We start from the raw sequence: 26,116 nt of genomic DNA on the forward strand, positions 1-26,116 counted from the left end.
AACCTTTTTTCGTCAAGCGCAGGAGTGGCCGGAGCCGTGGAGAACGGCCTGCTGAATGATTTCGAGAAGAGCTTTCCCTGCGGAACCAAGTGCACGATTCGACGCCGACGCGACTCCAACTGACCACCACGGGAGGTCGCCGTCGATTCTCACCACCGTAACCCCGGGCGTCTCGTTGAGCAGGAACTCTGGAAGCACGGAGACTCCCAGTCCGTACTGAACGTATTGCACGGCCGTGCCGATGTCAGTGATCTCCAGCGCGACGCGTCGGCTCAGTCCTGCCGCAGAAAAGGCTCGATCCACCAGTTCTCGATTGCCGAAGCCTGGCGGCAGGTCAACGAAGTCCTCATCTGCCAGATCGTGCAATGTGACGTGGGGGCGATTCGCAAGGCGATGACCGTGGGGGAGTGCAACCATCAGCGGCGCCCGCCCCAGCAGCGTCACGTCGATACCGACGGGCGGGACGGCCGGCAACGACACGAAGGCTAGATCAAGGCGGTGCTCTAGGAGGGACGCCACCAGCCCCGCTGATCCAGATGGGGTGCCGCCGGTCACCAGTTTCACTCCGGGGTGCTGTCGGTGAAACTCGCCGAGTACAGCAGGGATGTCCACGAGAGGGATGGAAGTCAAGGTGCCCACCCGGAGAGTTCCGCTGAGCCCACCGCTGACCTCGCTGACCGCGTCACGGGCATCCCTCATTGCGTCAAGCGCTCGACGAGCACGAGGAAGCAGGGCCTCGCCAGCATCCGTAAGCTCGGTGCGTTTGCCGCGGCGGTCAAACAAAGAGGTTGCAAGATCCCGTTCCAGGGTCTGGATGCCTGCAGAAACGGCCGACTGGACGACGTGCAGCCGGTTCGCCGCGCGCCCAAAGTTCTTCTCGTCTGCAACTGCAACGAAATACTCCAGCTGACGAATTTCCATGTTCAATCATCACTGATGGTGATCGTTTTCAGCAAATTCTTTCGTTGGACATGATTGCCAGTCAAGCGGAGAGTTGTCTGTGGCCACACATCTGGCTCAATCTGACAGGAGTCACTGTGACACGCACGCTTTTGGAAGCAAGCCCAGCTCACGACAGCTCGACGGGCGGCATCCGCCGATTAGTCGCACTGGCAACCATCGGTATTTTTGTCACGTACCTTCCGATCAATGCGGTCGGCGGAGCGCTATCCACGATCGCAGTCGCCACGGGCGCAACCCCCACAGATCTGCAGTGGACAACTGGTGCCTACGTCATTCTGATGGCGATCAGTGTGCTGCCAGCGGGGCTCTATGGTGAACGCTACGGGCGTCGCCTCATCTACACGCTCGGACTTGCCTTCACGGTCCTCGGTTCTGCAACCGCCTTCGTGGCAAGTCTCTTTGCGAATGGGAGTATTCCGCTGCTCTGGATTGGCCAGGGCGTGGCCGGGATCGGTGCTGGGCTGCTCATTCCGACCACGCTGGCCCTGATCGCGGTGGCTGAACCCGACCCGCGTCGTCGGGGCCGACACATCGCCATGTGGGCAACGGGGACCGTGGCGGGACTGGCCGTTGGTCCCGTGCTGTCGGGGGTCATTCTCGAGTTCGCGGGGTGGGGCTGGATATTCCTGCCCGTGACGGTGCTCGCGGCGGCGACCATGATCGTCGCTCGCTTCATGCTCCCGGAAACGCCGTCGTTTCCCGAGCGCGGACTGGACTGGCCTGGGCAGATTAGTGTCTCGCTTGCCATCGCGCTCATCGTTTTCGGGGTTATTGAGGGTGGAGCGTCTGGTTGGTTGTCACTCCCGGCCCTCATCGGGCTGGGTGGCGGCGCAGTGTCGCTGATCGTCTTCATCTCCGTCGAACTCCGGACTCAGACACCCGTAGTCCCTCTCGGAATGTTCCGGCTTCGTGGATTCAGTGCAGCAACCCTGTCGGCTGTCGTCACCCTGTTCTCCATCGTCGGCACGATGTTCGTGCTCAGCATCTTCCTCGGCCAAGACCAGGGACTCAATGCCTTGGAGATCGGAATGCGCGTCGTATTCGTCCCCGGGGTCGCCGCGTTGTTCAACCCCATCGTCGGTCGACTCATGCGTCATGTGCAACCGCTGCACTTGCTGTGTGCTGGCCTTGCCACCGCCATCGCTGGCATGGTCGCAATCAGCGGTGTCACGACCACCACTACCTTCGCTGACCTGGCGTGGCGACTGGCGCTCTTCGGCCTCTCCAACGCTCTCATGTTGACCTCACTCACCGTCGTGGCGGTCAACAGTGTTCCAGGACATCAAGCGGGAGCGGCGGCAGCAACGAGCGCGGCACTTCGGCAGCTCGGTGGAGCCTTGGGCCCCGCAATCCTCGGAACTGTGTACTTCAGCGTTATGCAGGCCGGAGGAACGGCAGAATCAGGGTTGTCCGCTGCGGCTCTCACGACCGCTGCCGTGCTCGCGGTTGCGCTCGCAGCGTGCCTGGCCGTTGCCGCTCAATCGCTCTCGTCGTCGCGAGCTGAGGGTGCAGTGCCTCGATCGGCGCGGCCAAACCTGCTTTCAGGTGTGCGCTGAGTTCGTCAGCGATGACCTCGAAGTGTTCGGTCTCTACCCTGTCGAGGATTGCAGCAGCGAGGTGTGACGGGGCTATTTTAGCGGCTCCCTCGTAATCGTGAACTACGGGGTGGCACCCTCGAGTAGGAGCGCGAGCTCGTCGAGTTCGACGTCCCAGCCCTCTCGGTTCTGCTCAAGACGTTCGCGACGGTAGCGGGTGCCGCCGGGGAGTGTGTCGAAGCCCGATTCGATCACCGTGACATCCGTCCCGGTGCCAGCATCGGAGATGGTGAAGCGCACATGCGTCGAGTACTCATCGAGCTCTTCGGCGGGGATCCCCGACCAACGGAAGCCGAACGAGCCCTCGGGCACCACCTCGGTGATTTCGATCGGGAAGCTGCCGTAGCCATCCCAGTCGATGCTGCCAGTAGCACCGGGCTCGAGCGCGGCGAACGCCACACCGTCTCCGAACCACTTGACCATCACCTCGGGGTCGGTCAGTGCCTTCCAGACGCGCGCGCGCGAGGCCTCGATGTGCACGGTGCGGGTCACGGTGTGGCCTTTGATTCTTGCGTGATCAGACACGGTGTTTCCTTCTCGTTCGAGCTGAGCGCGACGGGACATTGCCCGCCGAGCGGCACGTGAACTGGAACGCGCCTCAACGAGCGTACCCATCATTGCGACTCGCGCTCACGGGCGAGAGAACCCGTGAACGCGAGTAGCAACACATCAGCGGTCGGTCCGTGGGATGTCGGAGCAGAACCGGTATCAGTCTCTGCACTGGTCTACAACGGTTCTGACACCGTATTCGCCTCGACGCCCTCCACATTTGGTTGTTGCACTACTTTGTCGATCCCGCTGCATGGCTTAGAGCCCGCAGGCTCTATGCGCAGTACAGCAACATCATGATGGGCGGAATCAACGGACCTTTGGGGAATGCGTTCACTGTTTCAAGCAGTAGCGTTTCGGCGAACTTGCTTGGGTGGACGGTGATGTGCCGTGTCTCTTCAGATGCCCTCGGTTGGAAAAGCGCTAAAGCCCGCGCTATTTCCATTTTTCTTGCCATAAAGCGCGACGGAACATTGCTCGCGCGCGATCGTCTCCCCGGTCGCCGATCCGAGCCGAATCCGTAATTGCCGCCTCGGCCATGGGGAAGGCGATCATGATGTCCCGGATCTCGATGTCGGGCTGTACGGTTCCGTCCCGGAGTCCAGCTTCCAATAGCGGCTCGAACGCGGCTGTCGTTCGACGCGATAGTGATTCGAGCGGGGCAAGATCAGATCGGGTAAAGAGCTGAATGAGGCCGCCATCGTCGCGCTGCTGGTCTAATACAAAGTCGAACAAGGTCTCGATCGCGCGCCATTGGCCGCTGAGTTCCGCAGCCCGCTTCTCTATGCTCACGACGTTCTCTTCGAGCACTGTGGCAGCGAGCTCCTCGCGGGTGCGGAAGTGGCGGTAGAGCGTCGTGCGACTCACTCCGGCCGCGCGGGCGACGTCTTCCAAAGGCGCATCCGGGCCCTGCTTTGCGAAAACCCGTCGGGCAGATGCGACCAAGCGCTCTCTGTTCTTCGCGGCGTCGGCGCGCTGTGAGGTTTTCCCCGACATCTCCATTGAGCAAGCGTATCGGGCCGAAACATTTCGGCCGTACTGCCGCCGGAATGGTGGGGACGTCTGCGTGGCCCATGAACGGAATGCATGTTATCCGTGCACAGGTGTACGTTTATCCGGTACGATCACGAACAACTCGAAGCGGCAGTGCTGCCGCCAACTGAAGGGAGCACCTCGTGGAGGGCCTCAAAGACAAAGTCATCGTTTTCGCCGGCGCTGGGGGCATTGCCAGTGCCACAGCCACGATCCTCGGGGGCGGTGGAGCCAAGATCGTCGTCGGAGATGTCGTGCTTGCTTCGGCCGAGCGAACGGTGCAGGCCGCGGTTGAGAGCGGAGGAGAGGGCGTCGCCACAACGTTGGACATTTCTGACGAGCAGCAGGTGAAGGCACTCATAGATCTCGCAATCGAGCGTTACGGTCGCATCGATGGGCTCTTCAACGTCGCCGCGAATATCGACCCGGAACAGGTGGAACAGGACACAAACGTCGTCGAGATCGACCTTGGGGCCTGGCAGCGCACGATCGACGTCAATCTCACGGGCTACCTGCTCACCGCGCGCTACGCCATACCGCATATCATCAAGGCCGGCGGTGGATCAATCGTGAACACCTCGTCCGAGGCGGTCTACGCGGGCATGGCCGACAAGGTGGCTTACTCGGCAACAAAGGCAGGAGTGACCGCCCTTACGCGCCATATCTCGAGGAAGTATGGCAAGGAGGGCGTCCGTGCGAACACCGTTTCCCCGGGTCTTGTCCTCACTCCGCAGACGGAAGCCAACCTGCCTGCCGAGTTCCGCGAGACGATTCTGGCGATGACGCCAGCGCCCCGAAATGGGAAGCCCTCCGACATCGGCAACACGGTTGCTTTCTTGCTCTCCGACGCCGGTGTATGGATCACGGGGCAGGTTCTCTCGGTTAACGGTGGCACGACAATGCGCGCCTGACACCCTCTCAAATCAACCGCAGTGCTCGGAGGACCATGCTGGTCCCGCGAGCACAATCCGAAGGAGTATGACAATGGAGTCACCCATCACCCAGTCAGAGCTGGCGCTGCGCCGCCCACCGTACGATCCCGGTGTGGCAGCCGCGCTGGCGGCAATGGCCGAGGGCGGCATCTTCGCCCCAATCACGCTCGAGTCGATTCCACTGATGCGCCAGTACGCCGTCCCTGAGGACATCAGCCGGTTCGATCTGGAAGAGAAAGAGTTCACGGTGCCCGGTTTCGAGGGCGCCGAACTCGCAGTCACCGTGCTTCGCCGCCGTGACCACACCGGATTTGGCCCCGGCATATTCAACATCCACGGTGGCGGTCTGGTGATGGGCACGAGGATGACGGGCATTTCTTTGATCGCACCCTGGGTAGACTCTCATGACGCGGTCGCGGTCACGGTCGAGTACCGTCTCGCGCCCGAGTACCCCGACCCCATTCCCGTCGAGGATTGCTACGCCGTACTGCTGTGGACGATCGAGCATGCTGAAGAACTCGGGATCGATCCGAACCGCGTCATCGTCGCGGGTGCGAGCGCTGGCGGCTGTCTTGCGGCAGGGGTCGCCCTTCTTGCGCGGGACCGCGGTGGCCCTCAACTCATCGGTCAGGCGCTCATCTGTCCAATGCTCGACGACAGGGACGCCACAGTGTCAGCGCGCCAGTTCGACGGTGTGGGCCTCTGGGATCGCGGAAGCAACCGTGTGGGTTGGACCGCACTGCTCGGTGGACGACGCGGAACCGACGACGTGTCGATATACGCCGCGCCCGCTCGCGCCACGGACCTTTCTGGTCTGCCGCCGACATTTCTGGATGCGGGGTCCGCCGAGGTCTTCCGCGATGAGACAGTCTCCTACGCAACACGGTTGTGGGAACACGGCGGCGTTGCCGAGCTCCATATCTGGCCTGGCGGCACCCACGGCTGGGACGCTCTCATCCCAGGTTCCCCTCTGGCGGAGTTGGCCGCCACAACACGGAACGCGTGGGTAGCTCGGCTCTTGGCTTAGCGAGAACGCCTTCGTCTACTAGGCGCTCAGGTCGCTGTCGACCGTGACAGCGGTCCCGGACGTCAACGAAATCACGTGTGCGGGCGACGACGTCGCCCGCACACGCGCAGCCCTTCACTACGAATCACAACCTCGAAGAAGAGAAAGAGTCGCGTTATGAAAAGCGTGTTCGTCACAGGTCCCGGGAAGCTTGAAATCCTGGAGGTGCCAGATCCAGTGATAGGCCCGAACGACCTGCTCGTGAAAATGATGGCCTGCGGTATCTGCGGCGCGGACCCGCACTCCCTGCACGACGGTTGGGTCGTGCCCGGTACGCCACGAACGGCGCTCGGACACGAGCCAGCCGGCGAGGTGGTCCAGATCGGCAGCGAGGTCTCTGGCGCCAAAATGGGAGACCACATCGTCATCGACCCCACAGGCGTGGAAGACGCAATCATCGGAGGTGGCGGCCCGCAGGGAGCACTCAGCGAGCTGATTGTTATTCGCGGGGCTGAGGTGGATAAGAACTTCTCGGTAGTCCCGGATCATGTGCCGTGGCATGTCGCCGCTTTGGCCGAGCCTCTCGCGGTAGCGACGCTTTCGGCCGCCCCGGCCTGCCCGGTACGGATATCTACTTGGATGCCGCAGGCGTGCCTGCGGTAGCCGAAACTGTGTTCGCAGGTCCCAAGCTGGGTGCCGTCTTCTGCGTCGTCGGCATCTACCGCCAGCCCGTCGAGGTGGACTTTCAGATGCTCATCCCGTCTGAGCTGACGATTCTCTTTTCGATGGGGCATCCCCAGGGGGAAATGTTTGAGGTGGCACGAGACATTGCAGAGAACACAGAAAAGTACGCGTTAATCGTCAGCGACGTTATCCCGTTCGCGAGGGTAGCCGAGGCCATCGATCTCGCAGACCGACCAGGTGACGCCAGCAAGGTCGTCGTCACCTTCGAATAATCGCTTGTCGCACTGAGTAACGCTCGGTCTTGCTTGTCTCCGCACCCACAAGACCAGAGCACCCTTCTCATCGAGCACCAGCGGCCGACCACGAGGGCCAAGAGGACCACGCCAAAACTCCCCATCTGAGCGGATTCACAGTGTGGTTTGCTGCTCATTGGGCGAGTGTTCCTCCCGGAGCGCGGCCAAGTCAAACGACCACGCGTTCACTCTGATCGGATTGCCCTTCGGATACTCGAAGTCCTCCTCTTCCCGGAATACAAAGCCGACAGATTTGCAGAGAGAGTTTGAAGCCGCGTTGTCCACTCGCGGGAAGGCAACGACGTACTGGCGGTCGCCGAGGATTGCCGCATGTTGAAGACAATCTCTCAGGGCGCGGGAAGCAAAGCCCCGGCCCTGGTATCGGGTCGCAATGCTCCACCCGGCTTCGTAGACATCCGCTTTCGCCCACTGCGTTTTCCAGTAGCCGACAGATCCGACGGCCTCCTCTTCGGAGTCGGCCCTGATCGTGAACATGCGCGCTTCGCCTTCCTTCCACAGGCGGAGGAACTTTGCTTGGCGTTTCACCAGTTGCTCCTCAGATTCCGGGCCACCGAGAAACGTTGTCATCTGGGGCGTGTTGCTGCGTTCCAACACCGGCAAATCATCGGCCGTCCAGGGGTGCAAAGAAACATGATCATTCATAGCTCGACCCTATGCGCCACCGCCGACGTTGGGAGTTTTCCTTACGAGGCTCGCCCGGCAGCCCGGCGCTGTTGGCGGCCCACATCACCACAACGGGCCGGTCTTTGGAGCCATCGAAACGGGTTCGGTTTACGGCCAACTGCTGCACGATTCTGTTCGCTGGGCCGCTTGAGTCTGTCGATCAGCAGTTCCACGGCCGCATGTGACTCCGCCGCCCACTGGGGTCGGTCGGTTGTAGAGCCGATGCCGTGGAGGACAATCCTGCAGGTCTCATCTGAGCAGCAGACTTCTTGGTTCGGTTGCCACCGCGCGCACGCGGCGGCGGGTCCCATTGACGCATTCGCCGCCCGGTTCTGCCCTGCCAACTCATTTCTAGCGACCGTCACGGCGAAGGCCCCCCGCGATTTATTCTGTCCCAAGTGAACGAGTAGCTATGTGAAGCCGGCACTGATTACTCGCTCTTATCGGCTGGTCGGCTCCTCGACGACAAGTGGGGAGGAAAAAGTGTCAGCCTGCGGAGGAAACGGCACTTCGTGATGGCCTGCGATCCGCGTCCTGACTGGTTTCGCGAACAGCCCACCGTGTGACGTGTCGTGGACTTCTCCTGTTCCTCGCCATGAGTCGAGGATGTTGGCGGCTACCGCGAGGAACTCACCCCTGGCTCGTGTCTGGTGGCCCGATGCACGAGCGCCTCAAGTCGTTTGCTGTGCGCGCCGCGCCAGTACACCCGATCACAACCGGTGCACCGCGAAAACGAGCGATAGGTGCGGAGGGTCCCTGGCTTGAGTTGCGCCGCGACCTCTGCGGAGGGCACCTCCGCGAGGAGCGCGCCGCAGCGCAGACACCGCGTCCACGGTGCGAGCCACGGGGCGAAACGACTGAGCACGTCTTCCAGTTGCGCGTCCACATCGCCTGAACGGATGAGCGCACCGTCGTACACGGCTCGGCGGAAGAGTAGTCCGCGGTCTCGGGTGAGCAGCTCCCGTTGCTCGGTTGCGGAACGGGCAGCAAGCTTGGAATCATCGTCATCAGGTTCATAGGCCGCGTCGAGGCCGAGCAGTCTCATCCGTCGCATGAGCGTGCCGAGGTGAACGTCGAGCAGGAAAAGACCGGAGTTCAACTGCGGTCGTTCCCGCGCTTCGACGTCGAGCGCTGACGAGTTTTCGATGTGCGTCGTACGAAGTGCCTCGTGGCCGATCCGGTGGCCGTCCACGGATGCGGCCCCGACTTCAGTCACCGGCACGCCCAAGACTTGCAGGAGATGTGCCACCGTTTCTGTGGGAGCAGCGTCACGCACGACGCGGTCCCCCCGGTCTCGCCTGGGCAGCAGGGACCGAAGTGAGGGATCGACCTCGACAATGACTTGCGGCACCTCGACATCGTGCCTGCTCAAGATGGGGGCTCGCTGGGCTAACCGGCTGAACGGTTCGTCGCATCGGGCTTCCGATGCGCGGCTCAGCGATCGCAGTGGGTATTGGGTACGTCCCGACGGACAGGTCGGTCGCACTCTCGAAAATCCGGCACCCCGATTTCTATCCACCGGCGCAACGAGGGAGACCTGCAAACGTCTGCGACGCCGATCAAGCGTTCTCGAGCTCGGCGATCACGATCTTCTTCTGCTGCATCATCACCTGGATCTGCTCCGGGCGACGGGTCAACTCGCCCATGTTCGCGGGGATGATCTGCCAGCTGAGGCCGAACCGGTCCTTGCACCACCCGCACTGCTCCGACTCGGGCACGTGCGAGAGACGCGACCAGTAGCGGTCGATTTCCTCCTGGTCCTTGCAGGACACGACGAAGGAGATCGACTCGCTGAAGGTGAACATCGGCCCGCCGTCGAGGCAGACGAAGTCCACGCCGTTCAGACGGAACTGGCCGTTCAGCACCTTGCCGGTCATGCCGCCGAAATGCTCGTCGAGCGACTCGTCGGGATACTCGTCGATCGAGACGATTCGGGAGTTCGGGAACACGTCGACGTAGTACTCCATCGCCGCGCGGGCCTGATCGTTAAACCACAGACACGGCTGGATGGGTGAGAGCTCGGCCATGGGAACCTCCTCGTTCGCACTGTTGCGGTGCGTCCAAGCTACGCGGATCCGGTGCCGCCGGCGAGACCGAATGTCGCGTGAGCGGATGCCGGGCCCGCGATTCGGATGCATCGGCGTCACGCTGCAGCACAAGGGGAATCGTCAGCTCGGGCAGCACCGTCGGCATCGGTGTATCTTCCTCACTGACCGCAAATCGCCAGATTCAAACCAATGAATCAACCGGCTCCGAGAGCATCCGGCCATGACACCCAACGAGTGACATCACGGACGCACTTGAGGCATGGGAGAGGAATCGAAATGAGAATTCTGTCACACTCCTGGCGGCTCGCCGCCGCTGTTCTCGCCGCGGGGATTCTCTTTCTCCCCGCAGGCACAGCCGCAGTCGCCGCGTCGTCGACCTCGAATCCAAGTTCTGTGCCGACCGCGGTTGCTGCAGCAAACGACGGTCAGGGCCCACAGTTCTACAGCGGTCTCAACGTCGACGTCTCGGGTGAGATCGACGGCGATGTGTATGCGTCGGGCCAGACCGTCACCATCAGCGGCAAGATCAAGGGAGACGTGATCGCTGCAGCCCAGAACATCACCATCACCGGGACCGTTGACGGCAATGTGCGTCTTGCCGGGGGCAGCGTCACGATCAGCGGTGACGTCTCGCGCAGTGGAACAGTCTTCGCGGGGACCGTGAATGTCACCGACGGCGGATCGATCGGCAACGATCTGGTGAGCGCCGGGGGAAATGTCGCGATCGCCGGGAAGATCGGCCGTGATCTGCTCGTCAGCACCCAACAGCTCACCATCGACGGAACGGTCGGGGGAAACGTCACCTATCAAAGCGACAACGCCGCACGCATCGCAACGGGCGCAGTGAGCGGCACGGTGGAGCGTATCGAGCGGCAGCCATCACCTGCGGTCGAGATCTCACCCTGGGCTGTGTTCATCGGCTGGCTTCTCGGGTTGCTCTACGCACTGGTCGCTTTGAGCCTCATCACCATCGCCGCAGCCCTGCTCGTTCCGCGCGTGCTGCAGCGGGTGACAGACCACCTCATCCCGTCGCCCTGGAAGGCGCTGCTCGTGGGATTCGTGGCATCCATCGCCGTGCCCATTGCATTGCTCCTCCTCCTGGTGTCCGTCATCGGCGCACCCCTCGCGCTTGCAGGCCTGTTGGTGTGGTTCGTGCTCTTGCTCGCGACGTTCGTGTTCAGCGCGTATTACATCGGGCGCCTCGTGTTCCGCAGACACGGGCATCCCGTCGTGAAGGCGCTCGTCGGCGGCGTGATCCTCATCGTCGCCCTGCAGATTCCGTGGCTGAACATCGTTGTCTGGATCGCCATGGTGTTCTTCGGTCTCGGCGCACAGCTCCTGGCAATCCACAGGCAGCGGCCATGGCACACCCGGACCGAAGCGGATGCGATGCCGCCCGCGGCAACGCCACCAACGGTCGGGGAGTTTCCGCAGACACCGGCCTGACGTCCCCCGATCGGAGCCCAACGAGCATCCGTTGGGCTCCTTCTACCGCAATCGTGGATGGCGTTCGACGAGAATTACTGAGCTCTTCAGGGTCACCACGCTGCCACGACGTGTCACGGCGTCTCGCATCGTTGACCCTCCTACCTCGAACGTCAGAGGTCGATTTGCGCCTTCCGGGCGGCGACGAGAGGACGGACGGCGTCAACCGGCTCCGGCACCTCCTCCCGGGCAATCGCGTAGAGCCGGGCGATCACGTCACGATCGGCCGGGTCGAGTGAGGCGAGGTAGTCATCGATGGTGCCCATGGATACACCTTGCCACCGCCGCCCGAGCCGCAACGGCTCAGCGCTCGCCAACGGGCGTCGACAGATTGTTGGCGCGTCAGTGTGCCAGCACCATCACGTCAAGCTGCCACGTGCGTGGGCCGGTATCGCAGGGCGACCGCCCCAGACCGGAACTCATGGCGGTCCACGAGTTCGAGCTGGATGCGCTCATGCAGACCGGCAAGCAGCGTCGGCCCGTGTCCGGCAAGCACCGGCTGCACCAGGAACTCGTACTCGTCGATCAGTCCCAGATTTGCCAAGGCCAGGGGGAGCGTCACGCCACCGACCCACAGGCTCTCGCCTGACTCCTGCTTGAGTTGCTGAACCGCTGGCCCCACGTCGCCTCGCACCAGCTCGGCATTCCAATCGACCCTGCTCAGTGTGCTTGACACGACGTACTTCTTCGCCCGGTCGATAGTCTCGGCGAACGGGATCTGCCACTCATCCATCCAGTCAGGCCACGTGCCCGTGGCCGGCCTCCGCCACGCCGACTCCATCATCTCGTAGGTCACCCGGCCGAACAGCAGGGCATCGGCTTGCTCCAGCTGAGCGGTCCAGTAGCCCATCGATTCCTCGTCCGGGGGGAGTCCTGCCTCGTGATGGCAGCAGCCGTCGAGCGTGACGTTGATTGAGTATCGGAGTGGTCTCATCTCGTCGCTCTCCTTCGATGCGCCGTTGCTCTCCTCGATGCGCGCGGCGCGTCTCACCGGACCATGCTCAGACCATAGTCCGCGCCAGCGCAATGGCGTAGTTCATGTGCGTCACGAAATGTGGCCGCGCGGGCGCGCTCGGCGCGGGAGAGATAGGCATAACTGCCCGTCGAGCCCAGCGCTCCGATAGAGTCGACGCCGGCGTTCGCGAGGCGCGCGATCAGCGACGCGTATGCCTTCTCGTCCAGCCCCGCATCCGTGGCGGGAGTAAGAGGAAAAGCGCTGAGTCCGGTGAACATGGAAATCACCTTCAGTTCGTCTGACGAGTGGGGGATAGGGCGGTGTCAGGGGCCGGGTCGCTCGCGGCATCGGAGGCGCGTGTCGGCGGGGTGACGGTGCTCCGATTGAGGCGGGTACGCACGGCGATGCCGGCACAGAGCACCACGGCGACTCCGCCAAGTATCGTCGCCCAGGTCAGCTCCTCACCCAGCAGCAGCGCCGCCCACAGGATGCTGAGCACTGGCTGCACCAGCTGCACCTGGCTGACCTGCGCCATCGGTCCGATCGCGAGTCCGCGATACCAGGCGAAGAACCCCAGGAACATGCTCACCACGCCGAGGTATCCGAATGCCGCCCACTCAATCGGCGTTCCGGTGGGCGGTTGCTGCACCCAGGCGACGGCGGCCAGCACGATCATCAGCGGCGCGGCAACGACGAGCGTCCAGGACACCGTCTGCCAGGCCCCGAGTTCGCGGGCCAGCAGCCCGCCCTCTGCGTACCCGATCGCCGCAGCGACCACGGCACCGAACAGCAGCAGGTCCGACAGAGTGAGGTGGCCGAACCCGCCACTCTGCAACGAGGCGAACACGACCGCGACGACCGCGCCGATGATCGCCATGACCCAGAACGCCACTGGGGGCCGCTCGCGGCCCCGGATGACGACCAGGACCGCCGTCGCCGCCGGCAGGAGCGCGATCACAACCGCGGCGTGACTCGCGGGCGTCGTGGTCAGCGCGTACGAGGTCAGAAGCGGGAAGCCCACGACAATGCCGCCGGCCACAACGGCCAGTCGAGCCCATTGGATGCCCCGCGGGAAGCGTTGCCGCGTCAGCGCCAGAGCTGCAACGGCCAGGAGGGCGGCGATGACCGCTCGCCCCGACCCGATGAACAGGGGCGACAAGCCCCCGAGGGCAACGCGGGTGAAGGGCACCGTGAACGAGAAGGCTACGACTCCGATCAGGCCCCAGGTCAGACCAGCCCGCGGAGACGATATCGCATTGCGCACAAACTGGGTAGCGCTACTATTGTCACTCATGAGCAACGATAGCAGCTTGCGGATTGTTGCGGACCTTCGCGATTGGATCACCGCTGCCCCGGCCGGGGCCAAGCTGCCATCGACGCGGGAGCTGGTTGCGCGTCACGGGGCGAGCCCGGTTACCGTGCAGAAGGCGATGCGCATCCTCTCTGCACAAGGGCTCATCGAGAGCCGGCCAGGCGTGGGCACCTTCGTACGAGCGGTCCGCACGGCGAGGCCGCTCGACTACGGATGGCAGACGGCCGCGCTGGGTTCGCCGCACAATCGCATCCCGTCGGCCTCGCCGACCATGCGCACGGCGCCGCCAGGAGCGATCGCGCTACATGCGGGCTACCCCGACCCGGAGCTGCTTCCGGAACGGCTGGTGCGCACCGCCTTGACGCGCGCTGCGCGCAGCGGCGTCGCCGTGTCCCGATCCCCGGTCGCCGGCCTGCCCGACCTGCAAGCCTGGTTCGCCGCCGAGATAGGGAGCGCCGTCCCCGTCGGCGTCACCCCGCCGACGGCGAATGATGTGATCGTGCTGCCCGGGAGCCAGAGCGGGCTCAGCTCCACTTTCCGCGCGCTCGTCACCCCTGGCCAGCCCCTCTTGATGGAATCGCCGACCTACTGGGGCGCGATCCTCGCCGCTGCGCAGGCCGGCGTCCGCGTCATCCCCGTGCCGTCCGGCCCCTCCGGGCCGGAGCCTGACGAGCTGGCGAGGGCTTTCGAGGAGACCGGCGCGCGTGCGTTCTACGCCCAACCGAACTACGCCAACCCAACAGGAGCGCAGTGGGGGCGTGAGAGGGCACTCCGCATCCTTGACGTCGTGCGCGCCAACGGCGCATTCCTCATTGAGGATGACTGGGCGCACGACTTCGGCATCACCACCGACCCCGTGCCGCTGGCCGCCCTCGATGACGCCGGGCACGTGGTGTACATCCGTTCCCTGACCAAGAGCGTGTCCCCGGCGATCCGGATCGCCGCCGTCATCGCCCGCGGCCCCGCTCGAGAACGCATCCTCGCCGACCGAGGAGCCGCGTCGATGTACGTCAGCGGTATTCTCCAGGCCGCAGCGCTTGACATCGTCACCCATCCCGGTTGGGGCACCCACCTCCGCGGACTCCGGCAACAGCTCCGCGCCCGCCGCGACCTCCTCATCGACAGCATGAGCGAGCACGCCCCGACCGCCCATCTCACCGCCACTCCGCCCGGCGGATTGAACCTCTGGTACCGGCTTCCGGACAGCACCGATCTGAATGTGTTCATGCGCGAGTGCGAGGATCGAAACGTGTTCGTGGCATCCGGAACCGAATGGTTTCCGGCCGAGCCGGCCGGCCCCTTCATCCGTCTCAACTACTCCGGCGTGAACCCCGGAGCATTCCCCGACGCAGCCCGTGTCATCGGGGAGGTGCTGCACCGCGCCGCATGATTCCGGTGCCATCGCCGAGCGCCTGCACGCAAGCGTTGAGCCCGCGACTGAGCGAGACGAGCTCCGACGGGCTAAAACCCGAAAGCATCCGTTCTTCGACTCCGTCCACTTCAGCCTGTGCGGCGGAGAGGAGATCAACACCCGCCGCCGTCAGTGCGGTCGGTAGAGCGCGACCGCTTTCGGGGCGGGCGGGGCGTACGACCAATCCCCGCTCGAGCAATTGCTGAAGCATCGAGTTCATCGACTGGCGCGTCATGAATGTGGCGCGGGCCAGCCCCGCAGCGGAGATGCCCGGCTCGCGAAGTAGGTGGTGAAGACACGAGTACTGGGAAACCGTGAGGGCGAGCGGATGCAGCGCCTCCTCCATGCGAAGGCGAAGCAACGATTGCGCCTGCTTCAACACGTATCCGACCTGCGGTTCCTGGTTGCTCATGTAAGAATTCTGACATAGTATTCGATGTAAGAAAACTGACATACAAGGAGAATCACTATGGCCGTCACCGGTCCCGACTTCATTGCCCTGCAGGTACGCGACCTCGAGAAGGCCGCAGCCTTCTACGAAAACATCGTCGGCCTGACCCGGGCACCCTTCTCGCCTCCCCACGCCGTCGTCTTCGACACCCAGCCGACCTTCGCGGTTCGCGACCCCGCACCGGGAGTTGATCTTGAATCCGGTCCGCTGGGGCTCGGCGTCGCACTCTGGCTCCATGATCCTGAGGCCGTCGCGCTGCACCAAGCTGTCGCGGAAGCGGGGGTGACCATTCTTCAGGAACCCTTCGAGGGCCCGTTCGGAATGACATTCGTGTTTCAGGATCCCGACGGGTACGCCGTCACTGTTCACGATCGAGCCACGCGCAGCTAACCATTTGAAGGCGGCGGCACAACCATTTTGGCGCCGCCGCCACCTTTCTCCAGATCTGATTCGGATGCGGTCAGGGGGCCGCAGACTGAGCGGCCAGCTCGGTCGAGTGCCGATGCTTGCGAGGGGGATTCAGGGCACACTTGTGGCGTGAGTGGAATCCCATGGGTGCTGCACGTCGATCTTGACCAGTTCATCGCGGCGGTCGAAGTGCTCCGGCGGCCGGAGCTTGCGGGCAGGCCGGTCATTGTCGGCGGTCGGGGCGACCCCACCGAACGCGCGGTGGTGTCGACCGCATCCTACGAAGCCAGGGCGTTCGGCGTGGGTTCCGGAATGCCCCTCCGCATTGCGGCCAGGAAGGTACCCGACGCCGTGATCCTGCCGGTCGATCAGGAGGCCTACCTTGAGGCGTCGGAAACAGTGATGGCTACCCTGCGCGCGCGGCCCGACGCCACTGTGCAGGTGCTGGGCTGGGACGAAGCGTTCATGGGCATTGAGACAGAGGATCCGGAAGCCTACGCCCGGCAGGTGCAGGCCGCCGTTCTGGAGCGAACTCAGCTGCATTGCAGCGTGGGCATCGGCGACACCTTGGTGCGGGCCAAGGTCGCCACCGGTTTTGCCAAGCCAGCCGGAGTCTTCCGTCTCACGGCAGCAAACTGGCTCGATGTTATGGGCAGTCGGCCCACCAGGGATCTGTGGGGCGTGGGAAGCAAAGTGTCGGGCCGCCTGGCAAAACTCGGCATCAAGACGGTCGCCGAGCTCGCTGCGTGCGACCCCGCAAACTTGGTTCCAGAATTCGGTCCCAAGATGGGGCCTTGGTACGCGGAGCTCGGACGAGGGGACGGCGCCAGCGTTGTGGACGACACCCCGTGGGTTGCCCGCGGGCATAGCCGAGAGATCACCTTTCAGCACGACCTGACCGACCCCGCCCAGGTGGATGACGCGGTGAGGGAACTGACAGCACGTGTGCTTGAAGATGTTGTGGCCGAAGGGCGGCCCGTGATCGGTCTGACCCTCAAGATTCGGTACGCGCCGTTTGTCACCACGACCCGCGCGAGGAAGATTCCCGACACATCTGACGGGAACGAAATCCTCGCGCGTACCCTGGACCTCGCAGCCGAAATCGAACAGGGCCGTCCGATCCGGCTCTTGGGCTTGCGTGCCGAAATGGCAATGCCCGACGATGCCCGCAAGGGACATACGCCGACGCGCGGCGGTTGGTGATGCGTACCGGTGGAATCGATCAGGATTCGAGAAGTGCGCCCACGCCACGAGTCGTAGTGTGATCGTAGGCCGAGAGCGGCCACGACATCGACGAGGAGCAAGACATGGCTGAAAAGACCGCGGGGCTGTCCAAGGAAGAACGTGAGGCCGTCAAGCAGCGCGCCGCCGAGCTGCGTGCGCAGGAGAAGTCAGGGAAGACCCGTGCCGCCGGGGAGCAAGCGGTGCGCGAGGCGATCGCCGCGCTGCCGGACGATGATCGAGTTTTGGCCGAGGGTATCGACCGGATCGTCTCCGAGGTTGCCCCGCATCTCATTCCCAAGACCTGGTACGGGTTTCCGTCATACGCCGACGAGGATGGAAAGGTCGTCGTCTTCTTCAAGGCCGCCTCGAAGTTCACCACTCGCTACGCGACCCTCGGGTTCGAGGAGTCTGCACGACTTGACGACGGCGACCTCTGGGTCACGTCATTCGCTCTGCTCGCGCTCACCCCGGAAACGGAGCGAACAATCGCAGAGCACATCCGCAAGGCAGCTGGCTGATCTGTCGGGTTCTCTGCCCAGGCCGGAACCACATCCCGAGGTGACGCAGCCGCAGCCTGGGCAGTAGAAGCGGGATCGAGTGCTCCGCGCGCGCTGCGCGCGGCTATGGAATGAACCTCAGCTCGCTGACCGGCGTGTTCAGCACCGACGCCGTCTCGCCGTCGGGGACCAGATCAGTTCGCAGAGAAGCGTGGGCGGCATTGCGACCCGCGATGCGGCCGGAGACCATCGCCCACCCGATGTGTAGACCGTGATTGAGCAGCTGCAGGCCGCCCTGGCCCGTGGAGCCGGCCGCGTAGAGGCCGGGGATGGGCTGTCCCTCAGGCGTGGTGACGCGCAGCGTCGTGTCGACGGCAAGCCCGCCGTCGGCGAGGGTGATGTACGACTGCATCGGGCCGAGAGCGTAGTAGGGCCCTTCGTTGATTCCTCCGCCGAAGCGCGTGCGACCGAACTCCGGGTCGGCGTCGGCGTCGCGGTACTCGCGGAACTTCCGCACCGTGTCGCGGAGTCCCGCCTCATCGATGCCCGCCTTCGCGGCGAGTTCCTCGATGGTCTCGGCCTTGTGGAACATGTCGGGGCGGTACCGGGCGTAGTCCTGCACGTACGCGTAGGCGACACCGGGGAAGGTCGAGACCGGGTTCGGCCACGCGGAGAAATGCTTCGCGAGCGCTTCGTCGAACACCATGTATCCGCTCTTGGTGCCGGCGGCCACGCCGCGGGCGAGGAGCTTGTCTGAATCTTCGTTCGCCACCCGCTTGCCCGTCTGGTCGACGAGGATGGCGCCGGCGGCGTACAGCGTGTTGTTCGGCCCGACCCAGCTGGTCAGGGCGCCGCGCATCAGCACGCCGAGCAGGTTCTTGGGCAGGCGCTCTGCGACGAAGCGGATGATGCGGGAGACCGCTGGGTGGGCGGGAAGCATCTTGATCGGGTCGGGGAAGCGGCCGGGCGGAAACCGCAGCCCCTCGTAGAGGCGGTCCATCTGCAGCATGACACCGCCGACGTCGCTGCCGAGCCGAAACCCGTCGCCGGTGTTGTTCTGGTTGACGGCCGGCACTTGCGCGGCATCCTCGCCGACATAGGCGGCCTTGAGGTCGGTGGCGGCCGAGTAGTCGCCTGTCGCGAGCACGACGGCGCGGCGTCCGAGGTAGTCGACGCCGTTCGCACGTGCACCGATGACCTCGCCCGCAATGTTGCGCAGCAGCTTCTCCACACGGGCGCTCGTGACGACCGTCACGCCACGCTTACGCGCCTCACGAGAGAGTGCCGTGATGTACGCGGACGAGTTGGGCAGCACATTGTGCATGCGGGGCTTCTCGTACGGCGGCTCAGGGGTCGGGCCGAGAAACTGCACACCGATCGAGGAGAGCCACTCCAGGGTGAGGCCGGCGTTTTCGGCCAGCACGCGTCGGAGGGCGACGTTCTCGCGGGCCTCGTCGGCCCCGTTGGCCACCTTCATGTCCTCGATGAAGAGATCGATCGAGTCATTCACTCCCGCGCGGTACTGGTACGCAGTGTTGGACGCGGTGAAGCTCCCGACCGACATACCGGTGCTGCCACCCACCTCGGCGCATTTCTCCAAGACGAGGGCGGATGCGCCGCTCGTGGCTGCGGAGATGGCTGCGGTGAGTCCAGCGCCGCCTCCGCCGATGACGAGGACATCTGTTGTGACGCTCATGCTTGTTCCTTTCCGTTGAGTGCTCGGAGGGCCGCAGCGCGACCCGCCCAGCCTCCGGTGACATAGCCGGGAGCGAGTCCTCCCGCATAGCCGATGTTCGACAGCCCGCCGATGTCCGCGCCGGCGACGTACAGGCCAGCGATGGGTGCGCCGTCGGGATCGAGTGCCTCGGCCTCGACCGAGATCGGCACGCCGCCGAAGGTGAAGGTGATGGATGGCTGCACCATGAGCGCGTGGAACGGACCGCTCTGCGGTGCGCGAGCGTGCGCAGACACTGGGACCCCGCGGACCACGCCACCGCCGGCGGCGGTCGCCCGGGCGTATCCGTCGAGGGTCGCGGTCAGCGCCTCGCTGTCGACGCCCCAGGTGCCGACCAGCGCGATGAGTTCGTCCATCGTGCCGGCCGACGCCCACCGGCCGCCTGCTTCCTGAGCTGCTTCGAACCGATCGGTGGCGCCGAGGCCGGGGAACGGCTCTTGGCGTGCTTCGGTGACATGGATGTGCTCGTCGAAGATCAGCACACCGCGCGCCTCCGGCTGGGCGACAACGAGCTGGTTGAGGATCTCGTCGCCCAGGGTCTCGTCGGTGAAGCGCTCGCCGCGCAGGTTCACGACGATCGTCGACCCCGAGTAGTACTGCGAGTAGGGGAGGTAGTTCTCCGGCTCGAACGCGTGCAGCGGCCATGGCACGAGGTGGCCGTAGAACGACGCCATTGCCGGTGACCCGCCGGCCCCGACAGCGCGGGCCATGCGCAGACCGTCGCCGACACTGCCGGGGTTGGAGCGTTTGAGCAGGCGGTCAGAGTTCGTGCCGATGTAGCGGGCGAGCAGCTCCGGATCGCGTGCGAACCCACCGGTCGCCAGAATGACGCTCGGCGCCCGCAATTCTCGCGGGCCGTGTTGTGTCGCCACGACGACACCGACGACGCTGCCGTCGTCATCGACGAGAAGGCGGCGGACGGGGGCGGATGCCTGCACGCTCCCGCCCGCGGCGATCACCTGGTCACGGCACCAGGCGAGGATGCCGTGGATGTCGGTGGAGTACCCGATGCCGTAGGTCATGATCTCGCGGGTCGGTTCGTCGGCGACGCGCACGCCGGTGGCGCGGAGCTCGTCGATCGCGCCGGGGAAGTCCTCGACGAGGCGCCGTCCGATGACGGCATTGCCGAGCGGGATGCGCCGCTGGAACGCGTCGAGGTCGGGCGCGGTCCACAGCATTCCGGCCGAGAGCGCGGCCGAACCGCCGAAGCTCGCGGACTTCTCCAGCAGCACCACCCGGGCGCCGGCGCGCGAGGCGGCGGCGGCAGCGGATGCCCCCGCGATCCCCGAGCCGACGACGATGACGTCGAAACGATCTGAGCTCACGCTCCGACCCCGCTCGGTGTGTGCGCCGCCAGTGCCGCGCGCTGCGCAGCCTGCTGCGCGACGATGAGGCCGAAGACCGCGCCCTTTCCGAGCGAGGAGCCGGTCATGTAGGCCGCGCCGTGGAATCCGCCGACCACCTCGCCGATCGCGTAGAGGCCGGGGATGGACTCACCCTCGACCGTGATCACTTCCGCGTGCGCCGAGGTCTTGACGCCACAGTAGGTCGTGGTCATCAGTGATTTCGCCGGGTACGCGTAGAACGGGGCCTGCTCGATCGGCACGAGTTCCCCGACACCGTTACACAGGCTGGCGCGGCCGACCTCGTCGTCCCCGCCCCGGGTGGCGACGTCGTTGTACCGCGCGACGGTCTGCTCAAGCGTGTCGGGATCGACGTCGGCGAGCTCGGCCAGCTCCGCCAGGGTGTCGGCACGAAAGACGTGCCCCTTCTCCTCGAGCGTGTCCATGTCTTTGAGCGGGATGCCGCGGTGCGAGAGCGCCCGCACCCTCGCGTCGAAGATCTGCACGCCGAGCCCGTCCTCCTCGTGGAGCACGGCGGCGCCGAGCGTCTTGTACGACAGCGACTCGTCAATGAATCGCCTGCCGCCCTTGTTAACGATGATCGCGCCCACGTAATAGGCGGTGAGCAGCTCGTGCACCTCGCCCGTCTCTGGGTGGGATCCGTAGGTTCCGCTGATGAACGACATGTCGGCCATGTCAGCGCCGAGCTTCCACGCCATCCGCAGCCCGTCACCGGTGTTGCCCCGCCCGCCGAACGGGATCGCCTGCAACTGCCCGGGCGCGAAGATGTTCAGCAGTTCGGTGCCGCGGCTGAACCCGCCGGTGGCCAGCACCACGCCGAAGCGCGCGGTGACCTCGGAATCGCCCTTGGGCCCCGACAGTCGGGTGCCCGTGACCCGGCCGTCGGCGTCGGTGAGGAGCTTTGTCGCGCGGTGCTCGAGCAGCGTGGTGCCGCCCGCCGCGGCGAACTGGTCGTGCAGGGTCGCCATCACATCAGTGATCGCCGTGTTGTGGCCGCGCTTGGCCGACTGCCCGGAGCTGATCTCCACCTCGCGAAAGACGACCCCGTGTTCCTTCAACCAGCGGTAGGTCTCGTCCTGGTGATCGAGGTATGCGTGCAGGAGCGCCGGGTCGTTGCGGTACTCGCCGACCTCCTGCATGTCACGCAGAAAGAGCTCCGCGGAGTCGTCAACGCCGGCGGCACGCTGCTCCTCGGTGCCGCTGAAGGCGAACCATCCGCCGCTCATCACCGTTGAGCCGCCCAGAGCGGCGGTCTTCTCGGCGAGGATGACGTTCAGCCCGGCTTCGGCGGCGTGGGTCGCGGCCGTCTGGCCGGCAATGCCGCTGCCGAGTACCAGCAGGTCACAGTTGAGGGTGCTCATTCGTCGTGCTCCGTCTTCGATGTCGTGTGCAGGGGCCCGGGCCGTCGAGAGGCCCGGGCCGTTCAGCGACTCAGGCCGTTCAGAGGCCCCGGTCGTTCAGAGACCCAAGTCGCGTAGCGGGGTCTTGTTCGTCTCGCGGGCTGTGGCGATGGCGATCGAGGAGATCACGCAGGCGATGCTCGTGAAGAGCGCTGCCGGCCACCATGCGTTGTCGTTCGCGATCGAGATCGCCTGGATGATAATCGGCGAGAATCCGGTCAGCACCATGCCGAGCTGCAGGCCCACCGCCATGCCGCTCACCCGGAAGCGGGTGTTGAACATCTCGCTGAAGAACACCGGGTAGACGGCGTTCGTCGCGCCGAACGCGAGCGTGATCGTGAGGAACACGCCGAGGTAGATCATCGGCACGTTCGCTTCGCCGACGGCCCAGAAGAACTCCCACACGGCGAGTGCGCCGAAGATGTTGCCGCCAATGAGCACCGGCTTGCGCCCGATCTTGTCACTGAGCAGCGCGAATAGCGGTTGTGAGACCATCGCCGTCGCGTAACCGAATACGACAGCCCACAGCATTGTGCTGGCCGGGATGCCGACGATGGCGGTCGCGTAAGTGAGGCCATAGACCGGTACGACCGAGCTGATGACGATGAGGAAGGCCGCGAAGATCACGCGGACGACGTCTTTGGGCTGACGCTTGAGCACCTCTGCGAGCGGGGCCTTGACGATCGTGCCGTTCTCCTTCTGCTCTGTAAACGCCTCGGGGTCCTCGATCGTGCGGCGGATGATGATTCCGATGACCACGATGACCGCGCTGCCCCAGAACGGAACGCGCCAGCCCCACGAGTAGAGGGCGTCATCCGGCAGCGAGGCCACGCCGATGAACGCGAGGGTCGCGAGGATGTAGCCGACCCAGATGCCGTTCACCATCCACGAGGTGTAGAGGCCCCGTCGATCCTCTGGCGCGTGCTCCAGTGTGAGAGATGTCGCGCCGGAGGCCTCGCCGCCGACGGAGAGCCCCTGGAACAGGCGGAGCAGGATGAGCATGGCGGGGGCGAGTATGCCGACCGAGGCGTGCGAGGGCAGGCAGCCGATGAGGAACGTCGCGATTCCCATCACCATGAGGGTCAGGATCATGATGTTGCGGCGCCCATACCGGTCGCCGATGTGGCCGGCGAGGAAGCCGCCGAGGGGGCGCGCGAGGTAGGCGACGCCGTAGGTGCCGAGCGAGAGAAGTAGGCCCGTCGCACCCGAGTCAGGGAAGAAGACGCGTGTGAACACGAGGGCGGACGCCGACGCGTAGATGTACATGTCGTAGTACTCGAGGGCAGATCCGATGAAGCCTGCGGCCGAGGCCCGCTTGTCCTGCCGACCATATGAGCGTCGGGACTTCTTCGCCGCCTTCGCTGGGTCAGTGATTGTCGTCGTTGACATTTCGTTTCCTGTCTTTTGGTGGATTGGTTGGCGGGCGCTCAGCAGGTGAGCGCGCCTCCGTTGACGTCGAGGCTGGCGCCGGTGATGTAGCTGGCCTTGTCGCTGATGAGAAACTCGACCGCGTCGGCGATCTCGTGCGGACGGGCGAAGCGGGCCATCGGAATCTGGTCTGTGATCTGCTTCGTCTCGGCTTCGGGCATCCCGCCCGTCATCGGCGTCGCCACGAATCCCGGAGCGACGCCATTGACACGGATGCGGAACGAGGAGAGCTCACGGGCCAGCGAGCCGGTGAGGTTCTGCAGCGCGCCCTTCGAGGTGGAGTACGCGACGGATGACGGCATGAACGGGGGGAACGTGTCGCCGGCGAGCCCGCCGGTGCCCGACTTCGAGGTGATCGAGAGGATGTTCACGATCGAGGCTGAACCATCGGTCGGCATGTGCCGGAACGCCGCCTGGATGAGCAGGAGCGGGGCCTTGACGTTGACGGCCATGACCAGGTCCCATTCCTCGGGGGAGACCTCGAAGAACGGGCGCTTGCGCCCCTCATCCTTCGGCGAGATGCCGACGGCGTTCACCAGCACCGAGAGGGTTCCGAGGCCGAGCGCGGCGTCGACAGCCGCCTGGTTGGTGGCGGGGGAGGTGAGGTCGCCGGCCACGGCGGTGTGGCGTGCGCCGCCCGCGGTGGGGAGCGAGGCTGCGACGCGGTCGGCGGACTCTCGGCTCGCGTCGGCGACGACGACGTGAAAGCCGGCGGCGGCGAGCCGCTCGCTGACAACGCTGCCGATGCCGCCCCCGCCCCCGGTGACGATGGCGCTGCGTGCGATCTCTGTGCTCATGGGCATCTCCTGGTGCTGGGTTCTGGCTAGTAGTCGGCGCGTCCGCCGGAGGCGTCGAAGACGAACCCCGTCGTGAATGCGGCGTCGGCGGAGGCGATGAAGGAGACGATTCCGGCGATCTCCTCCGCGGTGCCGAAGCGGCCCATCGGAATGAGCGCCTTCTGCACGTCGCGGCGCTCCGGCGTCATCGCCTGGATGAGCGGCGTCTCGATGGAGGCGGGCGCGATCGCATTGATCGTGACCCCGCTGGCGGCGTACTCCTTGCCGACCGACTTGACGAGGCCGATCACGCCGGCCTTTGAGGCCGAGTAGGCGGCCATCTGCGGGTTGCCCTCCTTGCCGGCGATGGAGGCGATGTGGATGATGCGCCCGTTGCCGCGGGGAAGCATGAGCTTCAGCGCGGCGCGGGTCACGGCGAAGGCGCCGCCGAGGTTGAGGTTGACGATCCGGGCGAAGGTCTCTGGCGTGGTGTCCACGGTCGCTGAGATGGGGCCGAGGATGCCGGCGCAGTTCACCACGATGTCGGCCGACCCGAGGGCGGCGGCCGCCTTCTCGATCGCGGCGGAAACGCCCGCCGGGTCGGTCACGTCGACCGCGCCGAAGCAAGCAGCGGGAAGATCTTCGGGCCAGACCGCCGACTCCAGATCCAATGCGGCCGTCTGGATGCCCTGCGCTGCGAAGCGCCGTACGATGGCGGCGCCCATGCCGCTGGATGCCCCGAGCACGATCGCCCGGCGGGCGTCGATCGTCTGGGCGGAACGTTCAGTCATGGGTGAATCCCCTCGCAAAGCATCGTCGATTCGGTGGGCGTTCGAAGCTTCCGTTCGAACGTGACGATACAAACAGATGATTGCGAGAGAAGCAAATAACTGTAAGCTCATTTGCGTGTACCGCAAAGATGCCCCCAGAGTCGAGTCCGTCCACCGCGCGCTTGTGCTGCTCAAACTGATCATCGAAGAAGGTTCGATCAGCGTGACCGAGGCCGCCGCTGCTCTCGAGGTGAACGCCTCGACCGCGCAACGACTGCTCGTCACGCTCGTGCATGACGGTTTCGCCGCCCAGCGCGAGGACCGGCGCTACGGCGACGGTTCTGCGCTTGCCAACGTGGGCGTTGCCACCCCCCAGCTCACGACTCGGCTCCGACCGGCGCTGGAAAAGCTCTTCGAGCGCGTTGGCGAGACCGTGCACGTCGCGACGCTCGTGGGCACGCGCATTCAGAACATCGACGGCATAGAGGCGTCGTGGCATCCGTTGCGATTTGGATCACGCGTGGGGGCGTGGCTTCCGGCGCACATCACGTCAGGAGGAAAAGCGCTCCTCGCGGACCTCTCCGACGACGAGGTGGACGCCCGTTACAAAATGGCGTTGACAAGCCCTCGCGCGCACAGCGTCGATGTCGATCTGGTTTCGCTCCACGAGCAGCTTGACGACATCCGGGACAGCCGCATCGCCTGGAACTTCGAGGAGAGCGAGCCGGGCCTCGCGGCGATGTCGATCTCTGTTGGTGCACAGCACGGACCGCGCGCGGCGCTCAGCGTCGCCCTGCCGATCGCGCGTTTTACGAAGGAACTCGGCGCGAAGTGGAGTGCGGATCTCATCGAGATCGCTGACGAGATCGGCGGCAAGATCAGCGGCGAGATCGGCGGCGCCGCAGGCCCGTCTCCGGCCTCCCCGCGCTGAGATCGTGCGGTCATCGGTGTGTTCGACCGGTGCAGAGCTGACATGCGGATGGCCGCCCCTGGTAGTCGGGGCGGCCATCCGCTCACGTGAAGAACCCGAATCGATCCACTGAGCGCTGGGCTACAACCTCAGCACTGCCGGGATTCTTTGCCGTGTCACATTTCGGGCCTCCGCGGTGTCCTA

The 26,116-nt window shown here is 64.9% G+C and carries 27 protein-coding genes and 1 pseudogene; 11 read left to right on the forward strand and 17 right to left on the reverse strand.

Going from position 1 to position 26,116, the window contains the following annotated elements; genetic code table 11:
• Nucleotides 1–12: 12 nt before the first annotated feature.
• The gene (locus ABD791_RS00845) at nucleotides 13–921 is read right to left on the reverse strand and encodes a LysR family transcriptional regulator (protein WP_425562205.1); all 909 of its coding nucleotides are present in this window, start codon (nucleotides 919–921) and stop codon (nucleotides 13–15) included.
• Nucleotides 922–1,037: 116 nt separating this feature from the next.
• Here ABD791_RS00845 and ABD791_RS00855 point away from each other — a divergent pair, with 116 nt between their 5' ends.
• Entirely contained in the window at nucleotides 1,038–2,519 is a 1,482-nt protein-coding gene (locus ABD791_RS00855) for an MFS transporter (RefSeq protein ID WP_345061344.1), read from the forward strand.
• A 102-nt stretch (nucleotides 2,520–2,621) separates the two neighbouring features.
• Here ABD791_RS00855 and ABD791_RS00860 read toward each other — a convergent pair whose 3' ends face one another.
• A complete protein-coding gene (locus ABD791_RS00860; RefSeq protein ID WP_345061346.1) occupies nucleotides 2,622–3,083 on the reverse strand; it encodes an SRPBCC domain-containing protein in 462 nt (153 codons plus the stop codon).
• A 459-nt stretch (nucleotides 3,084–3,542) separates the two neighbouring features.
• Nucleotides 3,543–4,109, reverse strand: a complete 567-nt coding sequence (locus tag ABD791_RS00865; RefSeq protein WP_345061348.1) for a TetR/AcrR family transcriptional regulator — start codon at nucleotides 4,107–4,109, stop codon at nucleotides 3,543–3,545.
• 173 nt (nucleotides 4,110–4,282) lie between these two features.
• Here ABD791_RS00865 and ABD791_RS00870 point away from each other — a divergent pair, with 173 nt between their 5' ends.
• From ABD791_RS00870 to ABD791_RS00885, 4 genes are all read left to right on the forward strand, one after another.
• Nucleotides 4,283–5,050 carry an SDR family NAD(P)-dependent oxidoreductase gene (locus tag ABD791_RS00870; protein ID WP_345061350.1) on the forward strand — a complete coding sequence of 256 codons (768 nt, stop codon included), beginning with the start codon at nucleotides 4,283–4,285 and terminating at the stop codon, nucleotides 5,048–5,050.
• A gap of 73 nt (nucleotides 5,051–5,123) precedes the next feature.
• Nucleotides 5,124–6,098 (forward strand): alpha/beta hydrolase, encoded by a 975-nt coding sequence (locus ABD791_RS00875; protein ID WP_345061352.1) that lies wholly within the window; start codon nucleotides 5,124–5,126, stop codon nucleotides 6,096–6,098.
• A gap of 156 nt (nucleotides 6,099–6,254) precedes the next feature.
• Nucleotides 6,255–6,740 (forward strand): alcohol dehydrogenase catalytic domain-containing protein, encoded by a 486-nt coding sequence (locus ABD791_RS00880; protein ID WP_345061354.1) that lies wholly within the window; start codon nucleotides 6,255–6,257, stop codon nucleotides 6,738–6,740.
• The gene (locus ABD791_RS00885) at nucleotides 6,728–7,033 is read left to right on the forward strand and encodes a hypothetical protein (protein WP_345061356.1); all 306 of its coding nucleotides are present in this window, start codon (nucleotides 6,728–6,730) and stop codon (nucleotides 7,031–7,033) included. The genes ABD791_RS00880 and ABD791_RS00885 overlap by 13 nt, the downstream gene beginning before the upstream one ends.
• Before the next feature lie 135 nt (nucleotides 7,034–7,168).
• Here ABD791_RS00885 and ABD791_RS00890 read toward each other — a convergent pair whose 3' ends face one another.
• The 3 genes from ABD791_RS00890 to ABD791_RS00900 form a co-directional block, all read right to left on the reverse strand.
• Nucleotides 7,169–7,717 (reverse strand): GNAT family N-acetyltransferase, encoded by a 549-nt coding sequence (locus ABD791_RS00890; RefSeq protein ID WP_345061358.1) that lies wholly within the window; start codon nucleotides 7,715–7,717, stop codon nucleotides 7,169–7,171.
• A 637-nt stretch (nucleotides 7,718–8,354) separates the two neighbouring features.
• On the reverse strand, nucleotides 8,355–9,257 hold the full coding sequence (locus ABD791_RS00895; RefSeq protein ID WP_345061360.1) for a Mut7-C RNAse domain-containing protein: 903 nt from the start codon (nucleotides 9,255–9,257) through the stop codon (nucleotides 8,355–8,357).
• Between the two features lie 40 nt (nucleotides 9,258–9,297).
• Entirely contained in the window at nucleotides 9,298–9,765 is a 468-nt protein-coding gene (locus ABD791_RS00900) for a VOC family protein (protein WP_345061362.1), read from the reverse strand.
• A gap of 297 nt (nucleotides 9,766–10,062) precedes the next feature.
• On the opposite strand from ABD791_RS00900, the gene ABD791_RS00905 reads away from it, so the two are divergent.
• Entirely contained in the window at nucleotides 10,063–11,232 is a 1,170-nt protein-coding gene (locus ABD791_RS00905) for a DUF8173 domain-containing protein (protein WP_345061364.1), read from the forward strand.
• A 152-nt stretch (nucleotides 11,233–11,384) separates the two neighbouring features.
• Here ABD791_RS00905 and ABD791_RS00910 read toward each other — a convergent pair whose 3' ends face one another.
• The 4 genes and pseudogenes from ABD791_RS00910 to ABD791_RS00925 all read right to left on the reverse strand — a co-directional run bounded on the left by ABD791_RS00910 (nucleotide 11,385) and on the right by ABD791_RS00925 (nucleotide 13,520).
• The gene (locus ABD791_RS00910; protein WP_345061366.1) at nucleotides 11,385–11,537 is read right to left on the reverse strand and encodes a hypothetical protein; all 153 of its coding nucleotides are present in this window, start codon (nucleotides 11,535–11,537) and stop codon (nucleotides 11,385–11,387) included.
• 98 nt (nucleotides 11,538–11,635) lie between these two features.
• Nucleotides 11,636–12,205, reverse strand: a complete 570-nt coding sequence (locus ABD791_RS00915; RefSeq protein WP_345061368.1) for a dihydrofolate reductase family protein — start codon at nucleotides 12,203–12,205, stop codon at nucleotides 11,636–11,638.
• Between the two features lie 104 nt (nucleotides 12,206–12,309).
• Nucleotides 12,310–12,504 (reverse strand): annotated as a pseudogene (locus tag ABD791_RS00920) (dihydrodipicolinate synthase family protein); the annotation flags it as partial.
• An 11-nt stretch (nucleotides 12,505–12,515) separates the two neighbouring features.
• Complete coding sequence (locus tag ABD791_RS00925) at nucleotides 12,516–13,520, reverse strand: DMT family transporter (protein WP_345061370.1); 1,005 nt, start codon at nucleotides 13,518–13,520, stop codon at nucleotides 12,516–12,518.
• Between ABD791_RS00925 and ABD791_RS00930 the strand changes: the two genes are divergently transcribed.
• Complete coding sequence (locus tag ABD791_RS00930) at nucleotides 13,519–14,928, forward strand: aminotransferase-like domain-containing protein (RefSeq protein WP_345061372.1); 1,410 nt, start codon at nucleotides 13,519–13,521, stop codon at nucleotides 14,926–14,928. The genes ABD791_RS00925 and ABD791_RS00930 overlap by 2 nt on opposite strands.
• Here ABD791_RS00930 and ABD791_RS00935 read toward each other — a convergent pair.
• Nucleotides 14,897–15,361, reverse strand: a complete 465-nt coding sequence (locus ABD791_RS00935; RefSeq protein WP_345061374.1) for a MarR family winged helix-turn-helix transcriptional regulator — start codon at nucleotides 15,359–15,361, stop codon at nucleotides 14,897–14,899. The two genes, ABD791_RS00930 and ABD791_RS00935, sit on opposite strands and share 32 nt — an antisense overlap.
• 57 nt (nucleotides 15,362–15,418) lie before the next feature.
• Here ABD791_RS00935 and ABD791_RS00940 point away from each other — a divergent pair, with 57 nt between their 5' ends.
• The 3 genes from ABD791_RS00940 to ABD791_RS00950 all read left to right on the forward strand — a co-directional run bounded on the left by ABD791_RS00940 (nucleotide 15,419) and on the right by ABD791_RS00950 (nucleotide 17,550).
• Nucleotides 15,419–15,790 carry a VOC family protein gene (locus ABD791_RS00940; protein WP_345061376.1) on the forward strand — a complete coding sequence of 124 codons (372 nt, stop codon included), beginning with the start codon at nucleotides 15,419–15,421 and terminating at the stop codon, nucleotides 15,788–15,790.
• Nucleotides 15,791–15,937: 147 nt separating this feature from the next.
• Nucleotides 15,938–17,011, forward strand: coding sequence for a DNA polymerase IV (locus ABD791_RS00945; RefSeq protein ID WP_486326967.1), 1,074 nt, complete (start codon nucleotides 15,938–15,940; stop codon nucleotides 17,009–17,011).
• A gap of 104 nt (nucleotides 17,012–17,115) precedes the next feature.
• Entirely contained in the window at nucleotides 17,116–17,550 is a 435-nt protein-coding gene (locus ABD791_RS00950; RefSeq protein WP_345061378.1) for a hypothetical protein, read from the forward strand.
• Nucleotides 17,551–17,653: 103 nt separating this feature from the next.
• On the opposite strand, the gene ABD791_RS00955 is transcribed toward ABD791_RS00950, so the two are convergent.
• The 6 genes from ABD791_RS00955 to ABD791_RS00980 all read right to left on the reverse strand — a co-directional run bounded on the left by ABD791_RS00955 (nucleotide 17,654) and on the right by ABD791_RS00980 (nucleotide 25,023).
• Nucleotides 17,654–19,225, reverse strand: coding sequence for an FAD-dependent oxidoreductase (locus tag ABD791_RS00955; RefSeq protein ID WP_345061380.1), 1,572 nt, complete (start codon nucleotides 19,223–19,225; stop codon nucleotides 17,654–17,656).
• Complete coding sequence (locus ABD791_RS00960; protein WP_345061382.1) at nucleotides 19,222–20,589, reverse strand: FAD-dependent oxidoreductase; 1,368 nt, start codon at nucleotides 20,587–20,589, stop codon at nucleotides 19,222–19,224. The genes ABD791_RS00955 and ABD791_RS00960 overlap by 4 nt, the downstream gene beginning before the upstream one ends.
• Nucleotides 20,586–21,989 (reverse strand): FAD-dependent oxidoreductase, encoded by a 1,404-nt coding sequence (locus ABD791_RS00965; protein WP_345061384.1) that lies wholly within the window; start codon nucleotides 21,987–21,989, stop codon nucleotides 20,586–20,588. The genes ABD791_RS00960 and ABD791_RS00965 overlap by 4 nt, the downstream gene beginning before the upstream one ends.
• A 96-nt stretch (nucleotides 21,990–22,085) precedes the next feature.
• Nucleotides 22,086–23,417 (reverse strand): MFS transporter, encoded by a 1,332-nt coding sequence (locus tag ABD791_RS00970; protein ID WP_345061386.1) that lies wholly within the window; start codon nucleotides 23,415–23,417, stop codon nucleotides 22,086–22,088.
• Nucleotides 23,418–23,455: 38 nt separating this feature from the next.
• A complete protein-coding gene (locus ABD791_RS00975; protein ID WP_345061388.1) occupies nucleotides 23,456–24,253 on the reverse strand; it encodes an SDR family NAD(P)-dependent oxidoreductase in 798 nt (265 codons plus the stop codon).
• Between the two features lie 26 nt (nucleotides 24,254–24,279).
• Entirely contained in the window at nucleotides 24,280–25,023 is a 744-nt protein-coding gene (locus tag ABD791_RS00980; RefSeq protein WP_345061390.1) for an SDR family NAD(P)-dependent oxidoreductase, read from the reverse strand.
• Nucleotides 25,024–25,138: 115 nt separating this feature from the next.
• Between ABD791_RS00980 and ABD791_RS00985 the strand changes: the two genes are divergently transcribed.
• Nucleotides 25,139–25,933 (forward strand): IclR family transcriptional regulator, encoded by a 795-nt coding sequence (locus ABD791_RS00985; protein WP_345061392.1) that lies wholly within the window; start codon nucleotides 25,139–25,141, stop codon nucleotides 25,931–25,933.
• Nucleotides 25,934–26,116 lie beyond the last annotated feature (183 nt).

Source organism: Glaciibacter kafniensis (assembly GCF_039538945.1).
Lineage (GTDB): Bacteria > Actinomycetota > Actinomycetes > Actinomycetales > Microbacteriaceae > Cryobacterium > Cryobacterium kafniensis.